The organism is Nitrincola sp. (assembly GCF_048264025.1).
In the GTDB taxonomy this organism is placed as follows: domain Bacteria; phylum Pseudomonadota; class Gammaproteobacteria; order Pseudomonadales; family Balneatricaceae; genus Nitrincola.
On the sequence record NZ_JBLXDN010000005.1, the window covers coordinates 153605 to 180447 of the forward strand.

Genomic DNA, 26843 nt, shown 5'->3' on the forward strand with positions numbered 1-26843 from the left:
CATGGAATCCCTGAATAACCTGATCTTCGGTTTCAGCATAGCGCTGGACCCTGTAAACCTGATGTATGTGTTTATCGGTGTATTTGCCGGCACAATTATTGGCATGCTGCCCGGATTAGGGCCTATCAGTGCGTTGGCGCTGATGATCCCGATCACCTTTAATCTCAACCCTGCAACTGGCCTGATTTTGATGTCGGGAGTGTACTACGGCGCAATTTTTGGGGGGTCGACTTCATCAATACTGCTGAACGCCCCCGGGGTCGCCGGTACGGTGGCTACGTCATTTGACGGTTACCCCATGGCGCAAAAGGGTATGGCCGGCAAGGCTTTGGCCATTGCCGCTTATGCTTCCTTTATTGGTGGCACAGTATCCGTTATCGGATTAATGCTGGTTGCTCCATTGTTATCCAAAGTAGCGGTGAGCTTTGGTCCAGCTGAGTACTTTGCGCTGATGGTGTTGGGTTTGACTGCAGTGGTCAGTCTGTCAGATAAATCACTTTCCAAGGGGTTGATTGCCGCTATAGTCGGCATGATGATTTCAATTGTCGGTATCGACTTACAGACGGGTACAGAGCGCTATACCTTCGACAGCTTGGAGTTGATTGAGGGTATCGATTTTCTGGTAGTGGCTTTGGGCGTGTTTGCCTTGGCCGAAGTCTTTTACATGCTGCTAAAAGGCGGTGGTAAAATTCAAAAGCGTAACGAAATCGGTTCGCTTAAACTGACTCGCGCTGAAGTGAAAGAGATCGCGGCGCCTATAGGTCGTAGTTCGTTGCTGGGCTTTTTTACCGGTGTATTACCCGGCGCTGGAGCCACTATTGGCTCATTTTTGGGCTATAGCATGGAAAAGCGCATTGCTAAAGATGGGGATACTTTCGGTAAGGGTAATATCAAAGGGGTTGCTGCACCAGAGTCGGCCAATAATGCCGCCTGTGGTGGGTCCTTTGTACCCTTGCTGACTCTGGGGGTGCCTGGTTCAGGTACCACGGCGGTGCTGCTGGGTGCGTTGTTGGTTATGGGTGTCACACCAGGGCCGATGATGCTGGAGCAACGTCCGGATGTGTTTTGGGGCGTTATTGCCAGTATGTATATCGGTAATATCTTCCTGCTGGTGCTGAATCTGCCGCTGATTCCTTATATAGCGCGTATTCTCGATGCCCCTCGTCCGCTGTTGCTGTCACTCATACTGATTTTTTGTATGGTGGGGGTCTATGGTCTGAGCTTTAGTAGCTTTGATCTGATACTGCTACTGCTGTTTGGTTTGATCGGGTTGGCGATGCGTTTGAATGGATTTCCGGCCGCGCCACTTATCCTGGGGCTCATTCTAGGTGCCTTGATGGAGGAGTCTATGCGACGTGCGCTGCAGATTTCCGGTGGTGAGTGGGGTGTCTTTATTGAAAAACCCATATCACTGGCCCTGTTGCTTATAGCCTTGTTATCACTGGGATTGCCTTTAGTTAAAAAAGCCATGTCAAAATTAAGGTCAAATTGATTTCTTAGTTGGATTGCGTATTTCCGGAAGGTTATAATGTCGGCCTTTCGGAAATGCCAACCGCAGGATCATAATGACCGCCCTTGATGAAATTCACCAATTCCTTCCCTGTGTAACCCCTGATCGCTGGATTGAAGCGGCTGTACAGCCCGATAATCTCTGGTTGTTGCTGACTGATCACGCGCACTGTGAAAAAAAAGCCGCATCAACCGCTATGACGCTGATGTTCCGTTATGTGGATCGCCCTGATCTGTTGAATAAGATGTCCAGGCTGGCACGCGAGGAGCTGATTCATTTTGAGCAGGTGCTGGCGATTATGCAGGAGCGGGGCATGGTGTATGACCATTTATCCCCCTCACGCTACGCAGCCGGTCTAAGAAAGCACGTCAGAACCTCTGAGCCAGGACGTTTGATTGATGTGTTAATCATTGGTGCCTTGATAGAAGCGCGTTCCTGCGAGCGCTTCGCTAAGCTGGCACCGTTTCTGGATGAGCAGTTGGCCAAGTTTTACCGTTCGCTGTTGAAGTCCGAATCACGCCATTATCAGGATTATCTGCACCTGGCGCGTGACTATGCGGGTGAGCCGATAGACGAGCGCATCGCGTTTTTCTGTGAAGTTGAGCGGGAATTGATCGAAGCAGAGGATGAGGAGTTCCGCTTTCACAGCGGTACTCCAATTTAACAGCGGTACCCCAATTTAGTCACAGGGATATAGTCACAGGCTAGTCATACGCAAGATACAGGATCAGATATCAAAGGAAAGCAGGCGGGTGTCAGTGGCATCGGCCTTGATATACCAGCCTTTCTTATCCCAGTCACCGAGTACCATGCGTTCGGCCGTTCCGCTGCTGAGCTCCAGTTGATGAACTGCCGGGCGGTGGGTGTGGCCGTGGATCAGGCGGCTGACAGCGGCTTTTTCCATAGCCTGTTGCACCGTAGCGGGACTAACATCCATGATCGCTTCAGCTTTTGTGGCGCCCTGTTTTTTGCTTTCCATCCGCAGTTGTTCGGCAATGGCGATACGTTCATCAACTGATTTATGTAAAAAAGCCTGTTGCCAGGCCGGATCTCTAACCTGCTGACGAAACGCCTGGTAAGCCGTGTCATCGGTGCAGAGTTGGTCACCATGCATCAGTAACGTCATTATGCCGTCAGGAAAGCGTAGCTTGAAGGCTTCCGGCAGTAGTTGTGTGCCCGCCAGCTTAAGCCATTGCTGACCCACCAGAAAGTCTCGGTTACCAGCCTGAAAAAACAACTGCATACCGCGCTCACTCAGCCCGCGTAGTTGCCTGGCCAGTTGCTCGGCTCCTGGCAGGGCAGCGTCATCACCTATCCAGTATTCAAACAGATCACCCAGCAGGTAAAGCTGCTGGCAATCGCGATCAAGGTTATCGAGGAAGCGACTTAGCCCGGCCGACAAATCGGGTCGGCCGGGTTGCAGGTGAAGATCGGAAATCAGTATCAACGACATAAGCAGTCTGATTATTCAGCGTCTGAAGCGTCCACTATCTCAGCGGAGACAATGATAACGTCTTCAGCCGGTACATCCTGATGGCCTGCGCGAGAAGTAGTCTTTACCTGTTTGATTTTATTGACAACATCCATACCCTCAGTAACTTTGCCAAACACCGCATAACCCCAGCCCTGTGAAGTTTTAGCTGTGTGGTTAAGGAAGCTGTTGTCTGACAGGTTGATAAAGAACTGTGCAGACGCTGAGTGAGGGTCCATGGTGCGGGCCATGGCGATTGTGCCAGTATCATTAGTCAGGCCGTTATCGGCTTCATTTTCGATGCTGTCTTTGGTGTCTTTTTGCAGCATACCTGGCTCAAAACCACCGCCCTGAACCATAAAGCCATCGATGACACGATGAAAAATGACGCCATCATAAAAACCATCTTTTACATAGGCTTCAAAATTAGCGGCTGTTTTAGGCGCTTTTTCATGATTCAGTTCAAGGGTGATGTCGCCGAGGTTGGTGTGCAAAATAATCATTAGTAAAATCCTGTTGTGCTGAGTAAAGTCGACATTATACGCAAGTCTGAGTTTGCTGCATCTTAACTAAAACAATTTTCAGTCGTTTTAATGTTCAATCGGCTGCACTGGGCCGTGCTTTAGCAGCTGCAGTCAGTTTATAATAGTCGGTTAATGTCAGTGATAGCTGAACCGCTATCCGTTTCATCAGCCAGTATAAGTTGCCCCTATGACCAAGCATGACAGCGTAAAGCCCACTAATTTTATTCATCAGATTATTGAACAGGATCTGCAGAACAACCTTAATGATGGCAAAGTCACCACCCGTTTTCCGCCAGAACCGAACGGTTATCTGCATATAGGTCACGCCAAATCCATCTGCCTGAACTTTGGTACAGCATTAAAGTTTGGCGGGGAGTGTAATCTGCGCTTTGATGACACTAACCCGGAGAAGGAAAGTCAGGAGTATATTGATTCGATCATTGAAGATGTACGCTGGCTGGGTTTTGAGTGGGCCGGAAAAGTACGTTACACCTCGGATTACTTTCAGCAGTTGCATGACTGGGCGGTACACCTGATCAAAGCAGGCAAGGCTTATGTTGATCACCTGAACGCGGAACAGATGCGTGAGTACCGTGGTACTTTGACTGAACCCGGACGCAATAGCCCTTACCGGGACCGTAGTGTCGAAGAGAATCTGGCATTGTTTGCGCAGATGAAATCCGGTGAGTTACCTGAAGGAAGCTGTGCCTTGCGGGCTAAAATTGACATGGCGGCTGCCAATATCAATCTGCGTGATCCGGTGATCTACCGTATTCGTCATGCCCATCATCACCAGAGTGGTGATGCCTGGAAAATTTACCCTTCCTATGATTTTGCCCATGGACAGTCTGATGCGTTAGAAGGGGTGACACACTCCATTTGTACACTGGAGTTTGAAGATCATCGTCCGTTATATGACTGGTTGATCGCCAACCTTCCTGTGCCGGTGGTTCCTCGCCAGTATGAATTTGCTCGGCTAAATCTTAACTACACCATCACCAGCAAGCGCAAACTCAAGCAGTTGGTCGATGAGCAGCATGTCAGTGGTTGGGATGATCCGCGTATGCCAACCATCTCAGGTTTACGTCGTCGAGGTTATACGCCTGTAGCCATACGTAATTTCTGCGATATGATTGGTGTTACCCGTTCCAATGGCGTAGTGGATATGGCGATGTTGGAATCGGCCATTCGTGACGATCTGGATGCCAACGCCCCGCGCGCCATGTGTGTGACCCAGCCGTTGAAAGTCACTATCACCAACTTCCCTGAAGGGGAAGAGGAGTGGTTTGAATTACCGGCACACCCGAAAGATGACACCATGGGCAGTCGTAAGGTGAGCTTTGGGCGTAATTTGCTCATCGAGCAGGAAGACTTTGAAGAGGTAGCTCCGCGTAAATGGAAGCGTCTGGCCGCAGGTGAGGCGGTGCGCTTGCGCGGTGCTTACGTGATACGTTGCGAGGAAGTAATTAAGGATGCTGCCGGGCAGATTATTGAGCTTAAATGCAGCTATGATCCAGCCACCCGAGGCGCTAATCCTGAGGGTTACAAAGCCAATGGCGTAATTCATTGGGTGAATGCGGATAACTCGGTGGCTTGTGAAGTACGTCTGTATGATCGCCTGTTTACAGAAGCCAATCCAGAAGCTGATAAAGAGGGGTCATTCTTAGATTGTATCAACCCTGAATCTCTGGTGGTCTTGACTGGTTGTCGTGCTGAACCTGGGCTGGCAACAGCGATAGCCGAAACCAATTTACAGTTTGAGCGCTTGGGCTATTTCTGCGTCGATAAAGCCTCAACAGCCGATCACTTGGTGTTCAATCGTACCGTCACCCTGCGTGACTCTTGGGCGAAGATTCAGAAAGGCTGATGAGCTGGCGTCTGATTCTGTTTGCGGTTGTTCTGCTTGGCCTTATGGCGTGTACAGAACCGGCGATTAAGCCCGATACGATTGATTCTGGTGAGTCAGATGACGCGTTTGTTTCTGAGCCGGTTGAGGCAAGCGCTGAACCTGATCCTGATCCGTTCGAGGCTGTTGTTAGTCAGGCTTATCCTGAGCTGCCAGATCGTTTAACCATCGAGGCGCTGGCCGGGTTACCGGATGCTGTTAATGAAACCTCAGGTCTGGCTTACCGCAACGGACATTTTTGGACTCATAACGACAGTGGTAATGATGCCATGTTGTTTGAGCTGAGTGTCTCAGGTAAGCAAATTAACCGTCGCGTACATCCGCTGGAGTCAGCGAATCACGATTGGGAAGCCTTGGCTCAGGATAATGACCACCTCTATATTGCTGATTGCGGCAATAACCTTGGTGATCGGATCTGGATCCAGATTTACAAGCTGGCCTGGGATGAACTGGATGCTGCTCGGGATCGTGGCGTGGTGGCTTCACAACGGCTTAATGTGCGTCTGGCCGATACTCAGCCAGAACGTAATGTTCATGCTCATAACAATGACTGTGAAGCGCTTACGGTGGTGGAAGATGAACTTTGGTTGTTTACCAAGAACTGGCAGAACAATAATACCCGTTTGTACCGTCTGAATAAGAATGCTGAGGCTCAGCAGGTTATCAGCCATGCCGAGTATCCAGTCCGAGGACTGGTCACCGGCGCAGATTATAATCCGCAAACACAGCAACTGGCATTGATTGGCTATCGGCTGGGGTTTTTAAATTTATCCGCGTTTATTTGGCTGATACCTGTCGCCGATGGGCTGCCAGACTGGACTCAGGCCAGCTACCATCAGATTCATCCGATGGGGCAGTGGGAGGCCATTTTTTGGCATGAGGGTAACCTTATCGTCACCCGTGAAACCAGCCTGTTGGGTCGGGCACAGCTCGGCATTATCCGACTGAATTAACATTGGGTTAACCTTTACCCTATATAATCCGTGCTCTGACTGTGCTGCAGTCAGAAGCCATATCAAGATTAAGAGTGCATAGCATGTTACAGATATACAATACCCTGACGCGATCCAAAACACCCTTTGAACCACTGCAAGCCGGAAAAATCGGCATGTATGTGTGTGGTGTGACGGTTTACGATTATTGTCATATAGGACATGCACGGGTGATGGTATCATTTGATGTAATTACCCGTTATTTGCGCTGGTCTGGCTGGGAGGTTAACTATGTCCGCAACATCACCGATGTGGATGACAAAATTATGCGTCGGGCCACTGAAAATGGTGAAACTGTTGAACATCTGACTCAGCGTATGATTGCGGCGATGCATGAAGACGAGCAAGCCCTGTCGGTGCTACGCCCAGACCATGAACCGCGTGTTACCGCACACATGGACAATATTATTGCGTTTATCACTGATCTGATCGACAGGGGCTTTGCCTACCGGGCTGACAACGGTGATGTGTATTACCGTGTCGAGAAGTTTGAGGGTTATGGCAAGCTCAGTGGCCAACAGATTGAAGAGCTGCGTTCCGGTGCCCGGGTTGAAGTTGATGTGCTGAAAGAAAGCCCACTGGATTTTGTGCTGTGGAAGGCGGCCAAAGCTGGTGAGATCAGTTGGCCGTCCCCCTGGGGTGACGGGCGTCCGGGTTGGCATATTGAATGTTCAGCCATGTCGCGTTGCTGCATAGGTACCACCCTGGATATTCATGGCGGTGGGCCGGACTTGCCCTTTCCACACCATGAAAATGAGATAGCCCAGTCTGAAGCGGCCAATGAGTGCACTTATGCCAATTATTGGATGCATGCGGGTGCCGTCAGGGTCAACCAGGAAAAAATGTCCAAATCACTGAATAATTTTTTTACCATTCGTGATGTCTTGAAGGCCTATAACCCGGAAGTTGTGCGCTATTTTCTTACCAGCGCCCACTACCGCAGCTATATCGATTACTCGGAATCCAGCCTGACTGAGGCGCGCTCTGCCTTGGAGCGCTTTTATCAGGCGTTACAAGGCGTTGAGCTCGCCGCTGAACCACAGGGCGTTAATCCAGCGTACCAGCAGCGTTTTTGTGAGGCGATGGATGATGATTTTAATACTCCGAAAGCGCTGGCGGTGTTATTCGAGCTGGTGAATGAACTGAATAGTGCCAAACGTGAGAAGTCTGCGTTACTACCACATCTGGCAGGGGAGCTTAAACGCCTTGCCGGCGTGCTGGGACTATTGCAGCAGAGCCCGGATCAGTTCCTCAAGGGTGAAGATAAAGCCGGTGAAATCAGTGCAGTTGAGATCGAAACCTTAATAGATGCACGTAAACAGGCCAGGGATGATAAAGATTATGCTGGCGCTGACCGGATCAGGCAGCAGCTTTTGGATCAGGGCGTGGTATTGAAAGACAGTCGTGAAGGTACGACGTGGTATCGTGAAACGACATCTTGACGTGTGAGTAGGGCAACTGCGCTTCTGGCTGCATCCCAGCCATGATCGGGTTTCGGTCAACCAGTTTTGAGTAGTTAGAGGGTTTTCATGCACGAAGGAACGCAGTTTTCATCAGCTGAACAGCAGCTGGTTTATTTGCAGGCATTGATTGAGGCTGAGGATCACTCAGGGCTTAGTCGTGCCTTGGCGGATAAGGAATCTGCCGATCTTGCTCGCTGGCTTGAATCCTTTCCAGCTAATCAGCGTCATCAGATCTGGCTGGCAGTACCGGATAGCCAGTTAGGTGAAGTCTTGGCTGAAGTGGCCGAGGATATTCGTACAGAGTATATGACCGATATGTCGGTGGCTGATGTCACCGAGATAGTCAAAGGGCTGGATGCGCAGGAAGTTGCCGAAGTACTTGATGTGGTTGAAGACCATCTCAAGACGGAAGTGTATGAGTCACTGGACGAGATCATTCGTTCACAGGTTGAAGTGCTCCAGGCATACGACGAAGATACGGTTGGTCGCTACATGGACCCGGAAACCGTTAATGTAAAGCAGGGGGTCAGCCTGGAAGCCGTGCAGCGTTTTGTCCGGATTCATAAGCTGCTGGATGATGAGTCACAAGAAATCATGGTGACTGACAAGGATAAGCGCCTGCTGGGCACGATTACCCTGATAGATTTGGTTAAACAGAATCAGGATTCGCTGGTAGATGAGTTCATGTACAAGGCCTTCACCCTGAATGACAATATGAAGGTCAATGACGCTGCCTCGGTACTCAGGGCCAGAGAACTCTACTTTGCACCGGTAACCAATGCCGAGGGTGTCTTGGTCGGTCAGTTGAATATTGCTGATATTATTGAAATTACTCAGGATGATTCCGACATGACTTTAAAGCACATGTCCGGTGTCAGTGATGAGGAAGAGCTATTTTCTCCCATTCTTCAGAGTGCAAAAAGTCGTGGTATCTGGCTGGGTATTAACCTGGCTACAGCGTTTCTTGCCGCGGCCGTTATTGGTCAGTTTGAGGCTGTACTTGAACAGGTAGTCGCCTTGGCCGTGTTGATGCCAGTGGTCGCCAGTATGGGCGGAATTGCCGGAAGTCAGACGTTAACGGTGGTCATACGCGGTATGGCGCTGGGGCAGATAGCCGGTAATAACAAGGTCTGGCTATTCAATAAAGAGTTATGGGTGGGGTTGACCAATGGGGTTATCTGGGCACTGGTTGTTGGCCTGATCTCTCATCTCTGGTTTGGTGATCCAAAGATCTCTCTGGTAATTTCAATTGCGATACTAGTCAATATGACGCTTGCCAATCTGGCCGGTATTGCTATTCCTTTGATGTTGAAAAAACTGAAAATCGATCCGGCTCTGTCTGGCGCCGTGATTTTAACAACGGTCACTGATGTGGCTGGTTTTTTATCCTTCCTGGGGTTGGCGACACTGATTATTTTGCATTGAGCTAACTTTGCATTGATCTATCCGGCTTACGTATAGTCTATTAAATCAGCCACAACACGGTTGAGCCTAGCAGTACAATACCGGATAAACCTGCCCAGATTATCAGTGTATGTTGTCTTTGGTGCAGCAATTCGGTCAAACGAGTTTCCGCAGTCAGGTCATTATCTGTGGTGCCTTGAGACCAGCGTTGTTGAGTTTTCATGAGTCCTTATCCTCTCTGATTAAATATACAAGGGGGCGGTGGTGGGTTTATGTCTAGGCACATGAACGCTGCGGCTAAGACGCTGCCGTCTTCGGTATTGCCCCAGCCGATTTGCCATGGATAGCAGTTGCGCCATGGGATTGCCTACACACAGCTTCACTGGGGAGTTCCAGAGATAAAACAACAGATCCTGGGTAATCTCATTAGCAAAGCTGGCTGATCCGAACAGTCCGGAAAGGTAAGCATTCAACTCTTCGTAATGCTGAGACAAGTACTCAGACAGGTCTGTAGCGTGTTCATCGATCATCTCATCCTCCCGGATATTTCAGTTCAATACCCATACATTAATTGTAATGATAACTATTATCAATGGTATCTATAGTTTTTTTATACCTCATATCAAAGTATTTGAAGCGTTGGTTGTGAAAAGCAGAAGGAAGACAAAAATCTCTTGTAATATTTATGATAAGCGTTATCATTTGTATTGAACTAGATAAGAGGGCTTGCTGATGTATGTCTGTATATGTAATGGTGTAACTGAACGCGATGTGCATCAGGCGATTGATGGTGGGGCATCAAGTGTGCGTGATTTGAACCGTTCACTTCAGGTGGGTAGTTGTTGTGGCAAGTGTGTCTGCCTGGCTCGTGACATGCTGCGCACACAATCTCAATCCGATACCAGCTGTAACTATGTAGACGCGGCCGCCTGCTAACCCTGTCACCTCTAATGCTCATGGACGAGCGCTAAACGTCTGCGCCTGAGCAAATTCCTTTTCTGAAATTTCCTTCTATTTTCTTCTAATTTTCTTCTATTTGTATTAAACCTTGCTGTAAAAAGCTGAACCTAAGTCAGTTCTGACAAGGGGGGGTATTTTTGTGGGATTACGCTAGCTGGACTTGTGCGTGCAAAGTATCAGGCATAAAAAAAACCGTAACACAGTTTGGGCTGTGTTACGGTCTAACGTGCTGAGAGCACATGAACTTTAGTGCGGTTAAGCACGAGTTCAACCTGTCAATGAATCTTCATGTTAATGCAACGCATTATCGTTTGCAATTGTTTTGAAGAAAAAAACTAAATTTTTTTAAGGCTGTTTACAGGATCAGATCTGTGACTGTAAATAATTTTGTAATCCCAGCTTTTCTATCAGCCCCAACTGCTGTTCGAGCCAGTGGGCGTGATCCTCTTCAGTATCTTTAAGCAGCGCCAGCAGCATGTCGCGGCTCTGGTAATCCTGAGTGGTTTCGCACAGTGCAATGGCTGATTTGAGTTGACGGGTCACTTCGTATTCAAGGTCCAGGTCAAACTGCAGCATTTCAGGTACTGTAGATCCAATGTTTGCAGGGCCGCGAGTAGACAGGTCAGGCTTGCCTCCCAGCAGAAGAATGCGGTCGATCAGTAAGCTGGCGTGGCTTTTTTCATCATCAAACTCATGCGCAATTCGCTCGTGGAGTTTGGACAGTCCCCAGTCTTCATACATTTTTGAGTGCACAAAATACTGGTCCATGGCTGCGAGCTCGCCACCCATTAATTTATTCAGCGCTTCAATTACGTCAGGGTTACCTTTCATAGTGTTTCTCCGTTCGGTTCATTGTTCAGGTCATGGACTGTAGATAGTTTTCGATACTGATGCTGCTGATCAGTTGTAGCTGGGTCTCCAGCCAGTCCAGATAATCTTCTTCATATTCAAGGATATCTTCAAGCAGTTCGCGGCTAACGTAATCCTGCTCGGTTTCACAAACCTGTATGGCTGTTTTGAGCAGAGTTAACTGGTCTGAAACAAAGCCTTGATCTGCTTTCAGCATCTCTTCAGGCGTCTCGCCAATACGTAGTCGATCAAGGTGTTGCAGGTTAGGGAGGCCTTCGAGAAATAGTACACGCTCTATGAGCTTGTCGGCTTGCTTCATATCCTTGATAGATTTTTTATAGGCTTTCTCATTCAGGGCAGCAAACCCCCAGTTGCCAAACATCCGGGCGTGCAGAAAGAACTGGTTAATTGAGGTCAGCTCGTAGGTAAGGACTTTATTGAGCTGTTGTATTACGGATTTCTCACCTTTCATAATGTCTGTCCGGTCAATTGGGTTGCGTCAAAATTACAGCTGCTTGCTATAGCTTTAATGTATTAAAAACACATCCATGGTTGAAATAATTAATCGCAACAAGGTGTTGAGCAAGTCATTTGATTAATCACATAAATAATAGCACTTAATGATATTTCTGTGTTGACAAATACACGGATGGAAACGATAATTGTTATCGTTAGTGTTAAGGAGCTTATATGAAAGATCAACCATCAGCACAGATAAACGCTGAACAGAACAAGACTGCTCCACTCATTGGCAGTCGTGGATGTTCACCAAGGATTTCCAGCGAGGAATTGCTGGCAGGTAATGGGCGTCTTGAGATAGTACATGAAAATGAAATCTATCGTTTGTCACGGACGAAAAATGGAAAGCTGATACTGACCAAATAAGTGCTCTGACACTGATTCCCAATCAACTAAAACGCGTAACGCCAGCCACCCAGTGCCCTCAGGCAGCCAGCTCGCGCGGATGACATCACAGTGATGCTGTCCACGGAGCCATAGATGAACAATTACTGGTTTGAATTTGTTTGCATCGGCGTAAGCGCCTTGTGCGCTTCAATGTTTATATTGCCTTCGCAAATCCCTATCTGATGTGTCTTTAATTTCTCTTGCAGATGGGGGTGTCTAATATTATGGGTGGCAAAGTTATGAATTACGCAGTTTATTTTCCGCGCCAGGCGCTGACTCTGGCGGTTGGTATTGCCATTTCAGGCTTTTCTTTGGCTGAAGTCTCGACTCCAGTGGCATCGAAAGCCTCGCTTAAGGAGTTAACAGTAACGGCGTCGCATACTGAGCAGGATGTGCTGAATGTAGCCAATACTGTCAGTGTGATTACTGAAGACGATGTGCAAAAGCAGCAGGCTTCAGATGTAGAGGATATGCTGCGCTATGAAGCCGGTGTGTCAGTTCGCGCTCAGCCTATGCGCGCCACTGCAGCGCTCAGCGGCGTCGGCAGGGGCGGTAATGAAGGCGTCAATATTCGTGGTCTGGAAGGCAATCAGGTGACGATTCAGACCGATGGTGTTCGTCTTCCGGCTCTTTATACCTTCGGCCCTATTGTGACGGGTCGTGCTAATTATCTTGAGCCAGAAGGTTATCGACGCGCCGAAATTTTACGTGGGCCGAGTTCAACGTTGTATGGCAGCGAAGGATTGGCGGGTGCCGTCAGTTTTGTGACCAAGGATCCTGAAGATCTGCTGACACTAGGCAAGGATGTACAGGTTAATCTCAGAACGGGTTATGCCTCAGAAGACAAAAGCTGGTTTTCTACATCTGCTGTAGCAGCCAGAAATGAGCAGGTGTCAGTCATGCTGCTTTATACCCAGCGTGATGCCGAGCAGTTACGTAACCAGGGTAGTGCGACGGGTGTTGGTACTACCCGAACCCTGCCCAATCCGCAGCAAATCGATAGCGATTATTGGCTTGGAAAGCTGGTATGGGATGTGAATGATGAGCATCAGTTGAAATTCACCGCTGAAACAATTGATCGCAACACGGATACGGAGGTTCTGAGTGGTTTAAGCAGTACAGTAACTGCATTGAATGCCGACGATCGTGTACGCCGTGATCTGTACAAGATGGATTACCTGTATCAGCCTACGTCGAGCGATGGATTTCTCCGTATGGCGCGTATCAGCCTGTATCAGCAAGATAGCAGTGAACGGCAATTTAGCGATGAGCGACGCACGATAGGTGATCGTACCCGTGATAATGAATACAGCGAGTTGGTTCAGGGTGTGAATGCGGTGTTTGAAAGCCAGTTGGGTGACGCCGTCACCCATACCTTCCATTACGGTCTGGATTACTCTCAGACGGATGTTCAGGCGTTTCGAGAGGGTACCCCGGCGGGCACCAGCTTTCCGGATAAGCCATTCCCGGATACTGATTATCAGCTGTTAGGCTTGTTTGCTCAGGACGAAATAGCCCTGGGTCAATGGCGTATTATTCCGGGCCTGCGTTACGATAGTTACAAGCTTGATCCGACTGCTGATGACCCGCTATACCGAGGGCTGTCGCCAGAGACCTTGTCGGACAGTGCGGTGTCAGCCAAGCTGGGAGTTGTTTGGCAGCAGGCACCACTACTGAACTGGTTTGCACAGTATGCTGAAGGTTTTCGTGCACCTACGCCGCAAGACGTAAACAGTGGCTTCACCAATCTTAGCAGCCCATTTTTTTCCTATCAGACCATTGCTAATCCGGATTTGAAGGCAGAAACCAGTCGCATGTATGAGGTTGGCCTGCGTGGTCGTGACAATAAACTACGCTATAGCGTCAGTGTGTTCCGCGCAGACTACAAAAACTTTATAGAAAACACAGCTGTTAGTGGGACGGGTACGCCAACTGATCCGATGACCTATCAAAGTATCAATCATGACAAGGTTACTGTGACGGGTATAGAGGGGGATGCAAGATGGCAGTTTGATCCTGTCTGGGCGATTTCAGCTGGATTTGCCTGGCACCGAGGTGACCAACGTGGCGATGACGGTAAAGCTCCCTTGGCAACCATTGACCCCGCCAAATTCCTGGCCGGTCTTCATTATGATCAGGGTGAGTACTATGCCGATCTAATGTTGACACATGTGCAGGCAAAGAAGCGTAATCCTGACGAAGATGGTTATTCGCCCGCCAGTTTTACCACAGCTGATCTGATGGCAGGCTGGCAGATTAATCGAAACGCTTCGCTTCAGGCGGGTGTGTTTAACCTGACAGACGAGCGCTACACCTATTGGGCTGATGTGCGCGATCTGAGTGCAGATTCGCAGGAAATCGATGCCTATACGCAGCCGGGACGTAACTTCAAGGTCAGTTTTAATTATCAATTCTGAATCTGACGGCACAGTCCTGGCTGCGCTGGCAGAGCAAAGAGGTGAACGTTATGAATATGATGAATCACAATCTGGAAATGATTATGCAGGAAAATCTTGTTCAACAGGTTGAAACCCTATTGCGGGAGAAACCGCAGCTGCGTCCCGTTGAAATGGCGGATGAGCTAAAAGTTACTGAGTGGTCTGTCGTATCAGCATTGCCGGGCGATATGGTGTACCTGATCAAGGGGAATCTTGCAGAAGCTATTCTTCTAGATATCTCACACTGGGGCGCGGTGACAACAATTGTTGAGCGTGATGGCTCGGTGTTTGAGTTCAAAGGGAGTTTGCCAGAAGGCAAGCCTGGCTTTGGCTACTTTAACCTGATGGGTACGGCTGGGCAGTTGCATGGGCATCTGAAGCTCGATGCTATTGCCAATATCGCCTTACTCAGCAAGCCGCTACGCGGTAAAGAAGCGCACGCCATCGTATTCTATAACAGGGCTGGAGCTTGTGTGTTTAAGGTTTATCTGGGGCGCGATGAGCAAGGCGTAATTTATGCGCATCAGTTGCAGGCATTCAATCGACTCAAGGGGCTTGGTTATGCCCGATAAATTACGTCGCTTGTTGCATTACGTTGTGGTGTTTCTGTCGACTGGCATCGCCTTTCAGGTAGTGGCTGAGCCTCAGCGTGTGGTTTCAGTGGATGGTTCCATTACGGAAATCATTTATGCACTGGGGCAGGGACATCGATTGGTGGGCCGAGACACCACCAGCACCTGGCCAGAGTCAGCCAATGCCTTACCTGACGTGGGTTATATGCGCCAGTTGTCAGCTGAAGGTTTGTTGTCGTTAAGACCGGACCTCATTCTTGTTACAGCGGATGCAAAGCCTCAGACGGTACTGGATCAGTTGCAGCAGACAGGTGTGAATATTCGGGTAATACCCAATGTTTACTCAGTAGAGGGTGTTAAAAACAAGATCGCTGAAGTGGCAGATGCACTTGGGGTATCTTCAGAAGGTGATGCATTGATTCAAACGTTTGCTGATGAATCTGAACGCGTGATTTCGCGTTTGAGTGCTGATAATTCGAATGGAATTCGTGCGATTTTCGTGATGGGTGTCCGTAACAGCAGCATGATGGTGGCAGGAAAAGGTAGTCGGGCCGATGCATTTTTGGCGCTGGCAGGCTTGACCAATCCTTTCAGCGACAGTGTTGAAAATTATCAGACGGTATCCGCTGAAGCGCTGATGCAGGCCAATCCTGATTTGATCCTGACCCTTGAGAATGCTGAGGCGATGGGTGGCGGCAAAGATAGAGTGCTGGCTGATCCAGCGATTAGTCGTACTGCTGCAGGACAGGCTGGCAAGGTCATCGCCATAGAATCACGCTGGCTTAATTTTGGTCCGGATTTACCCAAGAGTCTCGATGAGCTGGTAAACAGCCTGATGCTACCCGAAAGCACTGTTGGACTGGTAGGTTTGGAAGGAGAGGGGTGATGCAGCGTGTCATCGCATCGCCACGATTGGCGGCAGGAATGCTGGTATTAGCGCTGCTGATTACATTGAGTGTCTCTTTGACACAAGGCGCTATGACTCTTAGTGTTTGGCAGGTCTACGGTGTTCTGGCAGGGCTGCTGGATGATGCGCAGGCGGCGCTGGTGGTGATAGATATTCGTTTGCCGCGGGTTGTGCTGGGTTGCATTGTCGGCGCAGGTCTTGCTATTGCTGGCGCGGCGATGCAAGGGCTTTTTCGAAATCCATTAGCCGATCCAGGCTTGGTGGGTGTATCCAGCGGTGCCGCGTTGGCCGCCGTTATGGTGATAGTGCTGGGTGGCACCTACTTGAAGCAATGGGTGGTCTTATGGGGGTATTTTGCTCTACCGATTGCCGCTTTCATTGGCGGGATATTGGTAACAGCATTGATTTATAGGGTGGCTACCCGCGATGGGCGAACGGATGTCGCCATCATGCTGTTGGCCGGTGTTGCCATCAATGCGATCGCAGGCGCTGCCACCGGCATCATGACCTATTATGCTACAGATGAAGAGCTGCGCACGCTGACTTTTTGGTCAATGGGATCACTGGCCAGTGCTTCCTGGGTTGATGTAGCCATGGCTGGTATTCCTATTTTACTCGCGTGCGTACTCTTGCCCTTATACTCCCGGACGCTTAATGCGTTTCTGATGGGTGAAAGTGTCAGTACACATATGGGCTTTGATGTGAAACGGATGAAATCTATAGTGATAGCACTGACGGCCCTGGCAGTAGGTGCGGCAGTTGCGGTCAGTGGTGTGATAGGTTTTGTAGGGTTGGTGGCGCCGCATTTGGTGCGATTGCTAACCGGTCCTGATCATCGCTGGGTATTACCTCTGAGTGCGGTAATGGGGGCTTTACTGGTGGTGGCGTCAGATATTTTTGCCCGCCTGCTCATTGCGCCAGCCGAATTGCCTATAGGGCTAATGATGGCATCCATTGGTGGGCCCTTTTTTCTGTGGCTTTTGTTACAGCAACGCGCAAGGGTGGGCTTCTGAATGTTGTCTGGACATGAATTAACACTGACACTAGACGGAAAAAAACTCCTGGATAGTGTATCGCTGCATATACCTGCAGGCGAGATGTTGGCCGTTTTGGGGCCGAATGGTGCAGGTAAATCCACGTTGTTAAAGGTGATGAGTGGTGATGTTGCTGGTTTAAAGGAACAGGTGGCGCTAAATGGACGGCGTTTAAACCACTGGACTACTGGCGAGCTGGCACAATACCGAGCCGTTATGCCACAAAGTGTGCAGTTGAACTTTGCCTTCACCGTAGAGGAGGTGATTGAAACCGGGATACGTCATCCCATGCCACGGCTTGATCGCCAGGCGCATATTCTGCAGATGCTATCCTTGTTTGACGCCGCGCATTTGATTACACGTAACTATCTGACACTGTCAGGTGGAGAGCAACAGCGAGTACAGTTGGCGAGAGTCCTGTCTCAACTTGAGGTGATGCCAACAACTGAGCCTCGTTATCTGTTGTTGGATGAATGTACTGCGAGCCTTGATTTGAGCCATCAGCATCAGGTGTTTTCAGTGTTGCAACAAAGAGTACGTCAACAGGGTATGGGTGTACTGGTGGTGTTACACGATTTAAATCTGGCCGCTCAATATGCCGATAAAATCCTGTTGATGAATGCTGGTAAAGTTGCCTGTCAAGGCAGTGTACGAGAGGTTTTGCGGTCAGACCTGCTCAGTGAGGTGTACCGCTACCCTATCGATGTAATGGAACACCCTGGCGGTTGGCCTCTGGTGATTACCGCACCATCCGCCGCGGTTGCGTGATACAGAAACCTTAACTGTTATTGGAGAGACACAATGAATGAAGATCAGAACCGTTTGCAAGAGCGTCTTTTGCCAGAGGTCAGGGCGTTTAGAGACAGCCGTAAAACCCTGGTAATGGCCACGCTTGACCAGGGTGCAAACCCCAATGTCAGCTATGCACCGTTTGCGTTACAGGAAGATGGCTACTATGTGTTAGTGAGTGAAATAGCCCGACATGGTCAGAATCTGCAGCAATGCAATCGAGTATCGATCATGTTAATAGATGACGAAGGTGAAACACGACAAATCTATGCCCGTAAGCGTCTGACCTTTGATGCGCTGGCGAACGAAGTAACCAGAGGCAGTAGCGATTGGCAACAGGGTATTGCGGCTTTGCGTGCACGTCAGGGAGATATTATCGACAACTTATCTCAGTTGGGAGATTTCCATCTGTTTAGACTTGTGCCTGAGAAAGGCTTGTATGTCAAAGGCTTTGGTCAGGCATTTACTGTATCAGGTGATGAGCTAATAGACTTTGTGCATCTTAAAGAAGGGCATAGAAGTTTAAAGGCATCATAGCTTTGAGGCGTAATTTTATAATTTGTTAGGTTTACATTACTAGCCAGCCAAAGAGTTACTTTCTTGAGCCAGCCAGATCTACTCATGCCATCCCGGTTGGGATTCTCCTGGAAGTTAAAACATGTGTGCTGGTTATACACGTCGAAGTATGTTGCTTGTCTTTGCGGCAGGCACTGTGTTGTTGAGTACATCCGCTGTCGCTACTGAGGAATCATCGAGTGAGGCAAGTATTGTCGACTCGTCTCAAACAACGGATACGCATCTTCTGCCCTCCATACAAGTTGAAGCTGCAATCTATGAATCCTTGGATCAAGGAACACAAACCTATCATCGAGATTTGATTCAGGCACTGCCTAGTGGAAATGGTGATATAACCAGTGTACTTAAACTCAATCCAAGCGTGCAGTTTGATGACACACAGCTCAGCAGTAAAACACCGGGAGAGATAGATCCCGCCAATATCAGTATTAACGGGGCTGTCTATTGGCAGAATCTGTTTTTATTGGATGGCGTTTCCATGAATAATGATTTGGATCCAGTTAGTTCTAACCCATTGAGTATGACCGATGTGCCTGGTCGTAGTCAGGGATTAGCTCTGGACACGGATTTAGTGGGTAGTATTGAGGTGCTTGACAGTAATGTCAGTGCTGAATTTGGTGGGTTCAATGGCGGGGTGGTTAATGTGACCTCGCGAGCGCCAGCAAAACGTCTTTCCGGAAAAATTTCCATACAGCATACCAGTGATGCCTGGACACAATACCATATCGATGAAAGTCAGCTGGCTGATATGGAAACCTCAACATCCGCTGCCCTTCAGCCTGAGTTCAGTAAGTGGATAACACGCGCGACCCTGGAAGGTCCGGTAAATGATGAATTGGGGTTGCTGTTCAGTTTCTCGCGCAAGGATTCGACTATCCCGCTGTATCTCTATGACCCAGATACCTATGCGACCCCAGCAGGTGAAGGGCAGAAAGACCAGGAACGTCGCATTGATAATTATTTCGTTAAAGCTCACTGGACACCAACAGAAAACCTGGTTGTTGATGCCTCACTTACCCATGCACCACAAGAAAATCTGTACTTTATTTCAAATGGAAAGGATACCGATACCCGAATTATCTCCGGCGGTTACAGCGGTAGTATCAAGGTTGACTGGACCCTGCAGCCAGGATTGCTTTCACAGACCTTTGGCTTTAGTGATCTGGAAAACTCACGTGAAACACTCACCGATTATTATCGCGGCTGGCGCTGGTCTCCGGAAAAAAACTGGAGTAACCCTCTGGCAACGGATGCAACACATTTAAGTTCAGAAGGCAGTTGGGGCGATATAGAGCAGCAGCAACGCAATTTCAGTTATAAGGCGAACATGGACTGGAATGCCCTGTATACAGGGAGTGTTGAACATCGCATTAAAACCGGTGTAGAACTGGGTTGGCAACAGGCTAGTTATCAGCGCCCAGAAGAAATGACCTATGGATCTTTACTGGCGGCTACCACCAGTTGTATTGAGACTGTCTGGTGTTCCATGAGCCCGACACCGCGCTACGGGGGCATGGGTCAGGCTTTCCGACGACTGAATGTCTATGAAGCCGGAGAAATTGAATATGAAACCACGCAATGGTCTGCTTATCTGGAGGATGCGCTGACATTCGGACGTTTACAGTTACGCCCCGGTGTTCGCTTTGATGCCGACAGTTTTATGGATGACGCCACTTGGTCGCCGCGTTTTGCTGCTGAATTGGATCTTTGGGGTGATAGACGTACCCGATTGAGTGCAGGGGCTAACCGCTATTATGGTCGTAACATGCACGCCTATCGCCTTAATGAAGGCCGGACAGCGTTGCAGTACACCCAGACTCGTACCAATGGCTCTCAGGAATGGGGGGATCCAGTCCGCACCCTGAATAATACCCGCTTGAATGAATTGAAATTACCCTATGATGATGAGTTAATGCTGGGACTGGATCAGCAGGTCGCGGGTTATCAACTGTCGCTGAAATATGTTCACCGAGATGGCAAGGATCAGATAGTCCGTGCGCGTAGCGGCATGCTGGGTCTTGAGCCTGGCTCCGGTGATCTGCTGGCAAACTACTTCACCTACAACAATCAGGGGAGCAGTACCAGTGAAACGCTCACCTTGACTTTTTCGCCGATGGAATCCATCCGTTTTCGGAATACTGAACACCATTTTCAGCTGGCGTTGGACTGGACCGATGTGACGCGTTCGCATCGGGATTACAGCACCACGATGAGTTCAACTGAGTATGATGACCCTTACATACGTTATGATGGCCGCTTTATGCGCTACTCTGAACGGCCTGCTGATAATTTTAACCGTCCCTGGACAGCCCGTTTGACGACTGTGTCTAGCCATCCAGCAAGTGGACTGACACTGACTAATTTCTTGCGCTATCGTGCGGGGTATCGGGCCATGGGAGTCACTGGCGATCTGGTCGAATATCAGGGCGGGCTGGTTGATGTCTGGGAAGAAAATCAGTACAAAGAATCGGTGAACTGGGATATGCGCCTGGGATGGGAGAAGCGCTTATCGGGTGAGTCGGCGGTGTTTGCTAACCTGGATGTGTACAATCTGCTGGATAAGGTGAATCTGATTGATCTGAGCAACAGCGATGTACCGACCTATGAAACAGGGCGTCAAGTCTGGCTGGAGGTGGGGTACAGCTTCTGATGATCGGACAGATACACTGGAAAACACCTGGGGTGATTATCACTGGGGTGTTTTTGATTATGCTGGTCAAAAACAGCTATGACACCCCAAACCAGGATGCTGGCTTGTCGTTGCGTCAGATTTATTCTCAATCTAGCGACAGTTGGCCAGCGCCCTGGGTTGATTCCGGGGTTAACTGGCAAGAGCTGGCTGATATACCCGTGCAGCCGTCCGCTGACGCTGGTTTGATAGCCCTGGGCGAGCAGCTTTTTTTTGACCCCTTGCTGTCTGAGTCAGGGCAAATTGCCTGTGCCTCCTGCCATGAGCCTGAACTGGCATTTACCGATGCGCGCAAGGTGTCTTTTGGGCACGACCGTCAGGCAGGTCGACGCAATGCGCCCTCTATACTGCTCAGTGGTCATTTTCAGGCGCAGTTCTGGGATGGAAGGGCTGCTAGCCTTGAAGCACAGGTGCTGATGCCTGTTCAAGATCCGGTTGAAATGGCTTTTACCTTGCCAGCCTTGCAACAACGTTTGCAAACTCATGCTACTTATCCTGCTGTGTTCGCCCAGGTGTCGGGCGAAACCACTATTTCTCTGGAAGTGGTCTCTCAGGCGCTCAGTGCCTATATCCGTAGCCTGCGTTGGCGATCAACAGCATTTGACCGCTTTATGCAGGGCGACTCGCAGGCACTGGATAATGTGGCTATACAAGGGCTGCATTTGTTTCGAACCAAAGCCCGTTGTATGAACTGCCATCATGGCGCGTTGATGTCAGACCAGCAGTACCATAATCTTGGGCTTACTTATTATGGTCGTCGTTACGAAGACCTGGGGCGCTATCATGTGACCGGGCAAGTTGCCGATGTAGGCGCTTTTCGTACCCCAACCCTGAGAGGGGTTAGTCAGACCGGGCCGTGGATGCATAACGGCTTGTTTCCATCGCTGGAAGGCATACTGCAAATGTACAATGCCGGCATGCCAAGGCCCCAGCCTGCTACCAGTCAACAGCAAGATCCACTGTTTCCAGAGACGTCTCACTTATTGCAGCCCCTGGGGTTGTCGGAGATAGAGCTTCAGGCGCTAAAGCATTTTCTTGATCAACTCTAGGTTCGTTTTTTGAAAAATCAATATTGCAATAATGTCTAATTATATTAATAATGTTTCTCATTAGCCTTATTGATATCTAATTAGGTTCTCGATGTGTTTAGCCAGCCACCTGAATCTTCAAATCAGCTAGCCAGCCACAATGCATCTATTGCCCCCGGTACCTCAGGCCGGGGGAGGCGACTTTGTGTCTGATAACTAACGTATTTGGAGTGGTGAATGAAACGACTACGATTAAAGCTATTGGCAGCTTCAATCGCTTCAGTGACTGGCATGGTTTATGCGGATGAGACTGTGCGCCTTGATAGCATGGTTGTTAGTGCTTCAGGTTTCGAACAGAAAATTACTGATGCGCCAGCCAGTATTTCGGTTGTGACACGGGAAGAGTTGGAGCGTAAGAATTTTTCTAACCTGGCTGAAGCTCTTCAGGATGTTGAAGGGATAGATGTGTTGGGTAACACGGGTAAAACGGGTGGCCTTAATATCAGCATTCGAGGTATGCCATCTGATTACACCCTGATTCTGATCGATGGTCGTCGTCAGAATTCAGCGGGCAGTATCACGCCTAATGGTTTCGGTGAGATGTCGACCGGTTTTGTACCTCCGGTTAATGCGATAGAGCGAATTGAAGTGATACGTGGTCCTATGTCTACACTTTATGGTTCAGACGCGATTGGCGGGGTGGTTAATATCATTACTCGCAAAGTATCTAACGAGTGGACAGGTTCGGTAACACAGGAATTTACCTTCCAGGAAGATTCAGAATTTGGTGATAGCCGCAAAACCAGCTTTTATACCAGTGGCCCGTTAATAGAAGATCGCCTAGGGCTTACCTTGCGTGGCAGCTATTTTGATCGCGATGAATATAATCTCACCGCCCAAGGCGTTGATGGCCAAGATGTTGAGTTGAACTCTCGTGGTCAGAGCAAAGTAGAAGCTGATATTTATTCGTTTGGTGGTCGGCTGGACCTGCTGGCGCATGAAAATCATGATCTCTGGTTTGATTTTGATATCTCCAGACAGACGTATGATAACGGCACACCAGAAAATCGTAAGTTAAGTAATAATGATACAGCGACTAACTGGCGTGGCTATGATGATGAATTGCGTCACGACCGAGAGCAGTTTGCCATTGGTCATACCAGTCGAGTAGGTTCGGGTACCTGGGAGTCCAGTCTGATGCGCAATCAGACAGAAACTATCGGCCGAACCATTCCGGGTAACCCAAACGATCCCACGAACTCAGGGATACCGGGTAAAAACGTCATGGATCCACGGGAGTTGGAAGCCACCAACCTCATTCTCGATAGTAAATATATGCAAGCACTTGGTGAGCGGCATTTCCTGACGGTCGGTGGACAGTATTGGAAAGCCGAAATGATCGATGGTGTCGCGCCGAACAAGTTCAAGCAGGATGACTGGTCTCTGTTTGCTGAAAATGAATGGGCCGTGACGGATGATCTGTTGTTAACACTGGGTGCACGCTATAACCACAATGAGTTCTTTGGCGGTCATGTAACACCGCGTGCTTATGCTGTCTACAGCCTGAATAATAATTGGACGCTGAAGGGTGGGGTGAGCACAGGGTATAAAACGCCGAATGTTGATGCTTTGTACGACGGCATTAATGGCATTACAGCTCAAGGTCAGACCGCAACAGTGGGTAACCCTGCGCTGAATCCAGAAAAAAGTGTTAATGGTGAATTGGGAATCTATTATCAGCAGGATAATGGCTTGACTGCCAACGCAACCCTCTTCCAAAGCCGTATCGAAGATCGCTTTAGCTCTACTTCACGCTATAACTGTAATTACGACGGTAGTGGTAGTGACCCGCTGCAAAATCCTGTACCGGGGGATTGCTATACCCTGGTTGGTTTTGATGGACAGTCAACAGTGGGCTGGACTGAAAACCTCAATAAGGCACGCAGTGAAGGTATTGAGCTTGCTGCCAGAATCCCGCTGGCGCCTCGTTGGGACTTGTCAGTAAATTATACTTACACTGACACAGAAATTGAGGATGAAACAGGTCAGGTAGTGGGCGAACTAAGCGATACGCCTACCCATCTTGCCAATGCTCGTTTGAACTGGCAGGCGACCCATCAGGCTAACTTTTGGTTGAATGCCAGCTATCGTGGTGAGAGTCGTCGATTTGATACTGTTCCAACCAGTGGTCAGAATAAAGCCTTGTATGATGCCATTGGTGATATCAAAGGTTATAGCTTGCTCGATCTGGGTGGCTCTTATCAGCTAAGTAAAAATCTGCGTATCAGTGGTACGATTCAGAACTTGCTGGATAAGGATTTCCGTGATTACAAGGCGTATGAATACAACGGCGATACCTACTATGCAAGCGCGTATAGCCACTTTACTCGCTCTACTAAAGGTGCTGTTCTGGATGGGCGCCGCCTCTGGTTGTCAGCTAATCTGAGTTTTTAATACGCTCCACTAGCTTTCCATGAAAACTACAGCCGCCCGGACTTTATTCTGGCGGCTTTTTTGTATGCCTTGGATGTATGAATGCTCAAAAATGCTCATCGGAAGGGTACCGGCCTGTTTAAAAATATTTTTAGACCAGTAGAGTTGAAATTTAAGCGAATAAAACTGATAATGGTTCGCATTAGCTTTAATGATAATCATTAAAGGTTTTCAGTATGTTATAGCCAGCCACCTGACTCTGCAATTCAGTTAGCCAGTCACAACATGCATTGTATCCTTCAGCACATAGGGCTTTGGGTGCATTTGTATCAGGTAACTAACGAATTTGGAGTGGTGAATGAAACAACTACGATTAAAGCTACTGGCGGCTTCAATCGCTTCCGCAACCGGTATGGTGTCTGCCGATGATACGGTTCGTCTCGATAGCATGGTTATTAGTGCCTCGGGTTTTGAGCAGAAAATTGCTGATGCACCGGCAAGTATTACCGTGATCACACAAGAGGAGTTAGCATCAAAACCTTACATGACATTACTGGATGCGGTCCGTGATGTTGAAGGGGTTGATGTAGGAGAAACCACTGATAAGTCAGGCCAGGGGACTATCAGTATACGTGGTATGGGGGCTGACTATACGTTGGTCTTGATTGATGGTCGGAGACAAAATAACGTTGGAGATCTCTACCCGAATAACTTTGGCGGCAACCAGTTCAACCATATTCCACCGCTAGACACGATAGAGCGTATAGAGGTGATTCGTGGTCCCATGTCAACGCTCTATGGTGCCGATGCGCTGGGTGGTGTAATTAATATTATTACTAAAAAAATCACGGATGAATGGTCTGGTTCTGTTACATATAGTCAAACATTTGAAGAGAATGATGATTTTGGTAATGACCGGACGACAGATTTTAGCGTATCTGGTCCGTTGATCGAGGGGCGCCTGGGTATTGGTTTGCGGGGTAGTCTGTATAACCGTGATGAATCTAATCCTCAGTATGCCTCGGTAACGGACCCAGTCGGTACTATTCATAATCGCAGTCTGGGTTTTGGTAGTGGTGGCCGTACAGTCGATAATGAAAATAAAAACCTCGGTATGAAATTGAATTATCGTATCGATGAACGCCAGGATATCACCTTCGATTATGAGACCTCTACACAGGTGTATGACAATACCCCGCGTGAAGATGGCTCCTACCCGCTGGGCACTAAGGATGAAGTGGGTTCCGTTATGCGAGTCTCTGCTGGCGAGGTGCAGCCGCGTGTCGGTTATGCTGCCGATCAGGAGTTTACTCGTGAGCAGTTTTCTCTCCGTCATGAAGGACAATGGCGCTTTGGTAACAGCGATCTCAGCGTACATTATGTTGAAACCAACAATAATGGTCGTACCCTGCCTTTTACAGTACAGGAACGCGACCAGTTGCAGCAGATGTATGATGACAATGGATCCAGTTGGGCTGGTATTGAGGACCTGGTTGAATCGACATTTTTGCCGCGCCCTAAACGTGTGATGGAAACACGGCAAACCACCTACGACGCAAAGTTTGATGCGTTGCTGGGCGAGCATTTGCTGGTGTTTGGTGGTCAGTATATCGATGCTGAAATGGAAGATGGTGTGTTTGGTATGGATGGTGATGGTTTCCAGACAGGCACAGTGCAACCTCATAAGCAGTGGGCGCTGTTCCTTGAGGATAACTGGGAGCCTTTGCAAGACCTGGTTCTGACCGGTGGTGTTCGCTATGACAATCACGATGTGTTTGGCAGCAATGTCAGCCCACGCCTCTACAGTGTTTGGCAAGCAAGTCGTGATTGGACCATCAAAGGCGGTGTAAGCACTGGTTACAAAACACCTAAAACCAGTGACTTGTTTCCCGGCATTACCGGTTTTGGTCGTCAGGGCACTTTGCCGTTTGTCGGCACGCCGGATCTGCAGCCTGAAACCAGCGTGAATACCGAACTGGCTGTCTATTATACCCATCCGCAAGGGCATAATTTTAATGCCACGGTGTTCAGTAATAGATTCAAGGACAAAATCTCCAGTGGTGACAGTGTTCCAAACTGTGAAGTATCAGCCGTTCCCGGTTGTGTCGATATAGGGGGTGGTTGGGCTGACCTGGGCTTTACTGAGTTTTCTCAGAAGCAAAATATTGACCGTGCTGAAATCACCGGACTGGAGCTTGCCGGGCGTTACTGGATAACGCCTTCCTGGTCAATTCGGGGTAATTACACCCTGACAGACTCAGAGTAAGCGCCAAAGAATCAGCACCTACAATTTAGAATGTAACCGCTTCAAACTAACTCCATCAAATTCAATGTATGGAGCTCAGAATGGCCAACCAAAAATGCCAAGATAACTGGCAGCAGATTATTACCC

General features: G+C 48.9%; 24 protein-coding genes. 18 read left to right on the forward strand and 6 right to left on the reverse strand.

What is annotated here, in order from left to right:
• Position 1 precedes the first annotated feature (1 nt).
• Positions 2 to 1492, forward strand: coding sequence for a tripartite tricarboxylate transporter permease (locus ACN0R1_RS05970; protein WP_417580891.1), 1491 nt, complete (start codon positions 2 to 4; stop codon positions 1490 to 1492).
• A gap of 73 nt (positions 1493 to 1565) precedes the next feature.
• Complete coding sequence (locus ACN0R1_RS05975) at positions 1566 to 2174, forward strand: tRNA-(ms[2]io[6]A)-hydroxylase (RefSeq protein ID WP_417580893.1); 609 nt, start codon at positions 1566 to 1568, stop codon at positions 2172 to 2174.
• A 63-nt stretch (positions 2175 to 2237) separates the two neighbouring features.
• Here ACN0R1_RS05975 and ACN0R1_RS05980 read toward each other — a convergent pair whose 3' ends face one another.
• Positions 2238 to 2963, reverse strand: a complete 726-nt coding sequence (locus ACN0R1_RS05980; RefSeq protein WP_417580895.1) for a UDP-2,3-diacylglucosamine diphosphatase — start codon at positions 2961 to 2963, stop codon at positions 2238 to 2240.
• Positions 2964 to 2974: 11 nt separating this feature from the next.
• Positions 2975 to 3484, reverse strand: a complete 510-nt coding sequence (locus tag ACN0R1_RS05985; RefSeq protein ID WP_417580897.1) for a peptidylprolyl isomerase — start codon at positions 3482 to 3484, stop codon at positions 2975 to 2977.
• A 208-nt stretch (positions 3485 to 3692) separates the two neighbouring features.
• Between ACN0R1_RS05985 and ACN0R1_RS05990 the strand changes: the two genes are divergently transcribed.
• The 4 genes from ACN0R1_RS05990 to mgtE all read left to right on the forward strand — a co-directional run bounded on the left by ACN0R1_RS05990 (position 3693) and on the right by mgtE (position 9291).
• A complete protein-coding gene (locus ACN0R1_RS05990) occupies positions 3693 to 5372 on the forward strand; it encodes a glutamine--tRNA ligase/YqeY domain fusion protein (RefSeq protein ID WP_417580899.1) in 1680 nt (559 codons plus the stop codon).
• Positions 5372 to 6364, forward strand: coding sequence for a hypothetical protein (locus tag ACN0R1_RS05995; RefSeq protein WP_417580901.1), 993 nt, complete (start codon positions 5372 to 5374; stop codon positions 6362 to 6364). Before ACN0R1_RS05990 ends, ACN0R1_RS05995 begins: the two co-directional genes overlap by 1 nt.
• An 83-nt stretch (positions 6365 to 6447) precedes the next feature.
• Complete coding sequence (gene cysS, locus ACN0R1_RS06000) at positions 6448 to 7845, forward strand: cysteine--tRNA ligase (RefSeq protein ID WP_417580903.1); 1398 nt, start codon at positions 6448 to 6450, stop codon at positions 7843 to 7845.
• 87 nt (positions 7846 to 7932) lie between these two features.
• Positions 7933 to 9291 (forward strand): magnesium transporter, encoded by a 1359-nt coding sequence (mgtE, locus tag ACN0R1_RS06005; protein WP_417580905.1) that lies wholly within the window; start codon positions 7933 to 7935, stop codon positions 9289 to 9291.
• A gap of 40 nt (positions 9292 to 9331) precedes the next feature.
• Here the strand turns inward: mgtE and ACN0R1_RS06010 are convergent, their stop codons facing one another.
• Both ACN0R1_RS06010 and ACN0R1_RS06015 read right to left on the reverse strand, forming a co-directional pair.
• Complete coding sequence (locus ACN0R1_RS06010; RefSeq protein WP_417580907.1) at positions 9332 to 9493, reverse strand: hypothetical protein; 162 nt, start codon at positions 9491 to 9493, stop codon at positions 9332 to 9334.
• A 19-nt stretch (positions 9494 to 9512) separates the two neighbouring features.
• On the reverse strand, positions 9513 to 9800 hold the full coding sequence (locus tag ACN0R1_RS06015) for a hypothetical protein (RefSeq protein ID WP_417580909.1): 288 nt from the start codon (positions 9798 to 9800) through the stop codon (positions 9513 to 9515).
• A gap of 202 nt (positions 9801 to 10002) precedes the next feature.
• On the opposite strand from ACN0R1_RS06015, the gene ACN0R1_RS06020 reads away from it, so the two are divergent.
• Positions 10003 to 10206: a (2Fe-2S)-binding protein gene (locus ACN0R1_RS06020; RefSeq protein ID WP_417580910.1), complete on the forward strand. Its 204-nt coding sequence runs from the start codon at positions 10003 to 10005 to the stop codon at positions 10204 to 10206.
• Between the two features lie 387 nt (positions 10207 to 10593).
• Here the strand turns inward: ACN0R1_RS06020 and bfr (ACN0R1_RS06025) are convergent, their stop codons facing one another.
• Together bfr (ACN0R1_RS06025) and bfr (ACN0R1_RS06030) are read right to left on the reverse strand one after the other, a co-directional pair.
• Positions 10594 to 11061, reverse strand: a complete 468-nt coding sequence (bfr, locus tag ACN0R1_RS06025) for a bacterioferritin (protein WP_417580912.1) — start codon at positions 11059 to 11061, stop codon at positions 10594 to 10596.
• A gap of 25 nt (positions 11062 to 11086) precedes the next feature.
• A complete protein-coding gene (gene bfr / locus ACN0R1_RS06030) occupies positions 11087 to 11551 on the reverse strand; it encodes a bacterioferritin (protein ID WP_417580914.1) in 465 nt (154 codons plus the stop codon).
• A gap of 218 nt (positions 11552 to 11769) precedes the next feature.
• On the opposite strand from bfr (ACN0R1_RS06030), the gene hemP reads away from it, so the two are divergent.
• The 11 genes from hemP (at position 11770) to ACN0R1_RS06085 (ending at position 26717) form a co-directional block, all read left to right on the forward strand.
• Complete coding sequence (gene hemP / locus ACN0R1_RS06035; RefSeq protein WP_417580916.1) at positions 11770 to 11964, forward strand: hemin uptake protein HemP; 195 nt, start codon at positions 11770 to 11772, stop codon at positions 11962 to 11964.
• Positions 11965 to 12224: 260 nt separating this feature from the next.
• Positions 12225 to 14402, forward strand: a complete 2178-nt coding sequence (locus tag ACN0R1_RS06040; RefSeq protein WP_417580920.1) for a TonB-dependent hemoglobin/transferrin/lactoferrin family receptor — start codon at positions 12225 to 12227, stop codon at positions 14400 to 14402.
• 50 nt (positions 14403 to 14452) lie between these two features.
• Positions 14453 to 14995: a heme utilization cystosolic carrier protein HutX gene (hutX, locus tag ACN0R1_RS06045; protein WP_417580922.1), complete on the forward strand. Its 543-nt coding sequence runs from the start codon at positions 14453 to 14455 to the stop codon at positions 14993 to 14995.
• Entirely contained in the window at positions 14985 to 15881 is an 897-nt protein-coding gene (locus tag ACN0R1_RS06050) for a heme/hemin ABC transporter substrate-binding protein (RefSeq protein ID WP_417580923.1), read from the forward strand. The genes hutX and ACN0R1_RS06050 overlap by 11 nt, the downstream gene beginning before the upstream one ends.
• On the forward strand, positions 15881 to 16915 hold the full coding sequence (locus tag ACN0R1_RS06055) for a FecCD family ABC transporter permease (protein WP_417580925.1): 1035 nt from the start codon (positions 15881 to 15883) through the stop codon (positions 16913 to 16915). The genes ACN0R1_RS06050 and ACN0R1_RS06055 overlap by 1 nt, the downstream gene beginning before the upstream one ends.
• A gap of 3 nt (positions 16916 to 16918) precedes the next feature.
• Entirely contained in the window at positions 16919 to 17704 is a 786-nt protein-coding gene (locus ACN0R1_RS06060; RefSeq protein WP_417580945.1) for a heme ABC transporter ATP-binding protein, read from the forward strand.
• A gap of 33 nt (positions 17705 to 17737) precedes the next feature.
• On the forward strand, positions 17738 to 18262 hold the full coding sequence (gene hutZ / locus ACN0R1_RS06065) for a heme utilization protein HutZ (protein WP_417580927.1): 525 nt from the start codon (positions 17738 to 17740) through the stop codon (positions 18260 to 18262).
• Between the two features lie 121 nt (positions 18263 to 18383).
• On the forward strand, positions 18384 to 20951 hold the full coding sequence (locus tag ACN0R1_RS06070) for a TonB-dependent receptor plug domain-containing protein (RefSeq protein ID WP_417580929.1): 2568 nt from the start codon (positions 18384 to 18386) through the stop codon (positions 20949 to 20951).
• The gene (locus ACN0R1_RS06075) at positions 20951 to 22039 is read left to right on the forward strand and encodes a cytochrome-c peroxidase (RefSeq protein WP_417580931.1); all 1089 of its coding nucleotides are present in this window, start codon (positions 20951 to 20953) and stop codon (positions 22037 to 22039) included. Before ACN0R1_RS06070 ends, ACN0R1_RS06075 begins: the two co-directional genes overlap by 1 nt.
• A gap of 216 nt (positions 22040 to 22255) precedes the next feature.
• Positions 22256 to 24472 carry a TonB-dependent receptor domain-containing protein gene (locus ACN0R1_RS06080; RefSeq protein WP_417580933.1) on the forward strand — a complete coding sequence of 739 codons (2217 nt, stop codon included), beginning with the start codon at positions 22256 to 22258 and terminating at the stop codon, positions 24470 to 24472.
• Between the two features lie 337 nt (positions 24473 to 24809).
• Positions 24810 to 26717, forward strand: a complete 1908-nt coding sequence (locus tag ACN0R1_RS06085; protein WP_417580935.1) for a TonB-dependent receptor domain-containing protein — start codon at positions 24810 to 24812, stop codon at positions 26715 to 26717.
• The last annotated feature ends 126 nt before the right edge of the window (positions 26718 to 26843 follow it).

Coding starts and splice junctions, on each gene's coding strand:
- ACN0R1_RS05970 (WP_417580891.1), top strand. CDS start 2: ATGGAATCCCTGAATAACCTGATCTTCGGTTTCAGCATAGCGCTGGAC.
- ACN0R1_RS05975 (WP_417580893.1), top strand. CDS start 1,566: ATGACCGCCCTTGATGAAATTCACCAATTCCTTCCCTGTGTAACCCCT.
- ACN0R1_RS05980 (WP_417580895.1), bottom strand. CDS start 2,963: ATGTCGTTGATACTGATTTCCGATCTTCACCTGCAACCCGGCCGACCC.
- ACN0R1_RS05985 (WP_417580897.1), bottom strand. CDS start 3,484: ATGATTATTTTGCACACCAACCTCGGCGACATCACCCTTGAACTGAAT.
- ACN0R1_RS05990 (WP_417580899.1), top strand. CDS start 3,693: ATGACCAAGCATGACAGCGTAAAGCCCACTAATTTTATTCATCAGATT.
- ACN0R1_RS05995 (WP_417580901.1), top strand. CDS start 5,372: ATGAGCTGGCGTCTGATTCTGTTTGCGGTTGTTCTGCTTGGCCTTATG.
- cysS (WP_417580903.1), top strand. CDS start 6,448: ATGTTACAGATATACAATACCCTGACGCGATCCAAAACACCCTTTGAA.
- mgtE (WP_417580905.1), top strand. CDS start 7,933: ATGCACGAAGGAACGCAGTTTTCATCAGCTGAACAGCAGCTGGTTTAT.
- ACN0R1_RS06010 (WP_417580907.1), bottom strand. CDS start 9,493: ATGAAAACTCAACAACGCTGGTCTCAAGGCACCACAGATAATGACCTG.
- ACN0R1_RS06015 (WP_417580909.1), bottom strand. CDS start 9,800: ATGATCGATGAACACGCTACAGACCTGTCTGAGTACTTGTCTCAGCAT.
- ACN0R1_RS06020 (WP_417580910.1), top strand. CDS start 10,003: ATGTATGTCTGTATATGTAATGGTGTAACTGAACGCGATGTGCATCAG.
- bfr (WP_417580912.1), bottom strand. CDS start 11,061: ATGAAAGGTAACCCTGACGTAATTGAAGCGCTGAATAAATTAATGGGT.
- bfr (WP_417580914.1), bottom strand. CDS start 11,551: ATGAAAGGTGAGAAATCCGTAATACAACAGCTCAATAAAGTCCTTACC.
- hemP (WP_417580916.1), top strand. CDS start 11,770: ATGAAAGATCAACCATCAGCACAGATAAACGCTGAACAGAACAAGACT.
- ACN0R1_RS06040 (WP_417580920.1), top strand. CDS start 12,225: ATGAATTACGCAGTTTATTTTCCGCGCCAGGCGCTGACTCTGGCGGTT.
- hutX (WP_417580922.1), top strand. CDS start 14,453: ATGAATATGATGAATCACAATCTGGAAATGATTATGCAGGAAAATCTT.
- ACN0R1_RS06050 (WP_417580923.1), top strand. CDS start 14,985: ATGCCCGATAAATTACGTCGCTTGTTGCATTACGTTGTGGTGTTTCTG.
- ACN0R1_RS06055 (WP_417580925.1), top strand. CDS start 15,881: ATGCAGCGTGTCATCGCATCGCCACGATTGGCGGCAGGAATGCTGGTA.
- hutZ (WP_417580927.1), top strand. CDS start 17,738: ATGAATGAAGATCAGAACCGTTTGCAAGAGCGTCTTTTGCCAGAGGTC.
- ACN0R1_RS06070 (WP_417580929.1), top strand. CDS start 18,384: ATGTGTGCTGGTTATACACGTCGAAGTATGTTGCTTGTCTTTGCGGCA.
- ACN0R1_RS06075 (WP_417580931.1), top strand. CDS start 20,951: ATGATCGGACAGATACACTGGAAAACACCTGGGGTGATTATCACTGGG.
- ACN0R1_RS06080 (WP_417580933.1), top strand. CDS start 22,256: ATGAAACGACTACGATTAAAGCTATTGGCAGCTTCAATCGCTTCAGTG.
- ACN0R1_RS06085 (WP_417580935.1), top strand. CDS start 24,810: ATGAAACAACTACGATTAAAGCTACTGGCGGCTTCAATCGCTTCCGCA.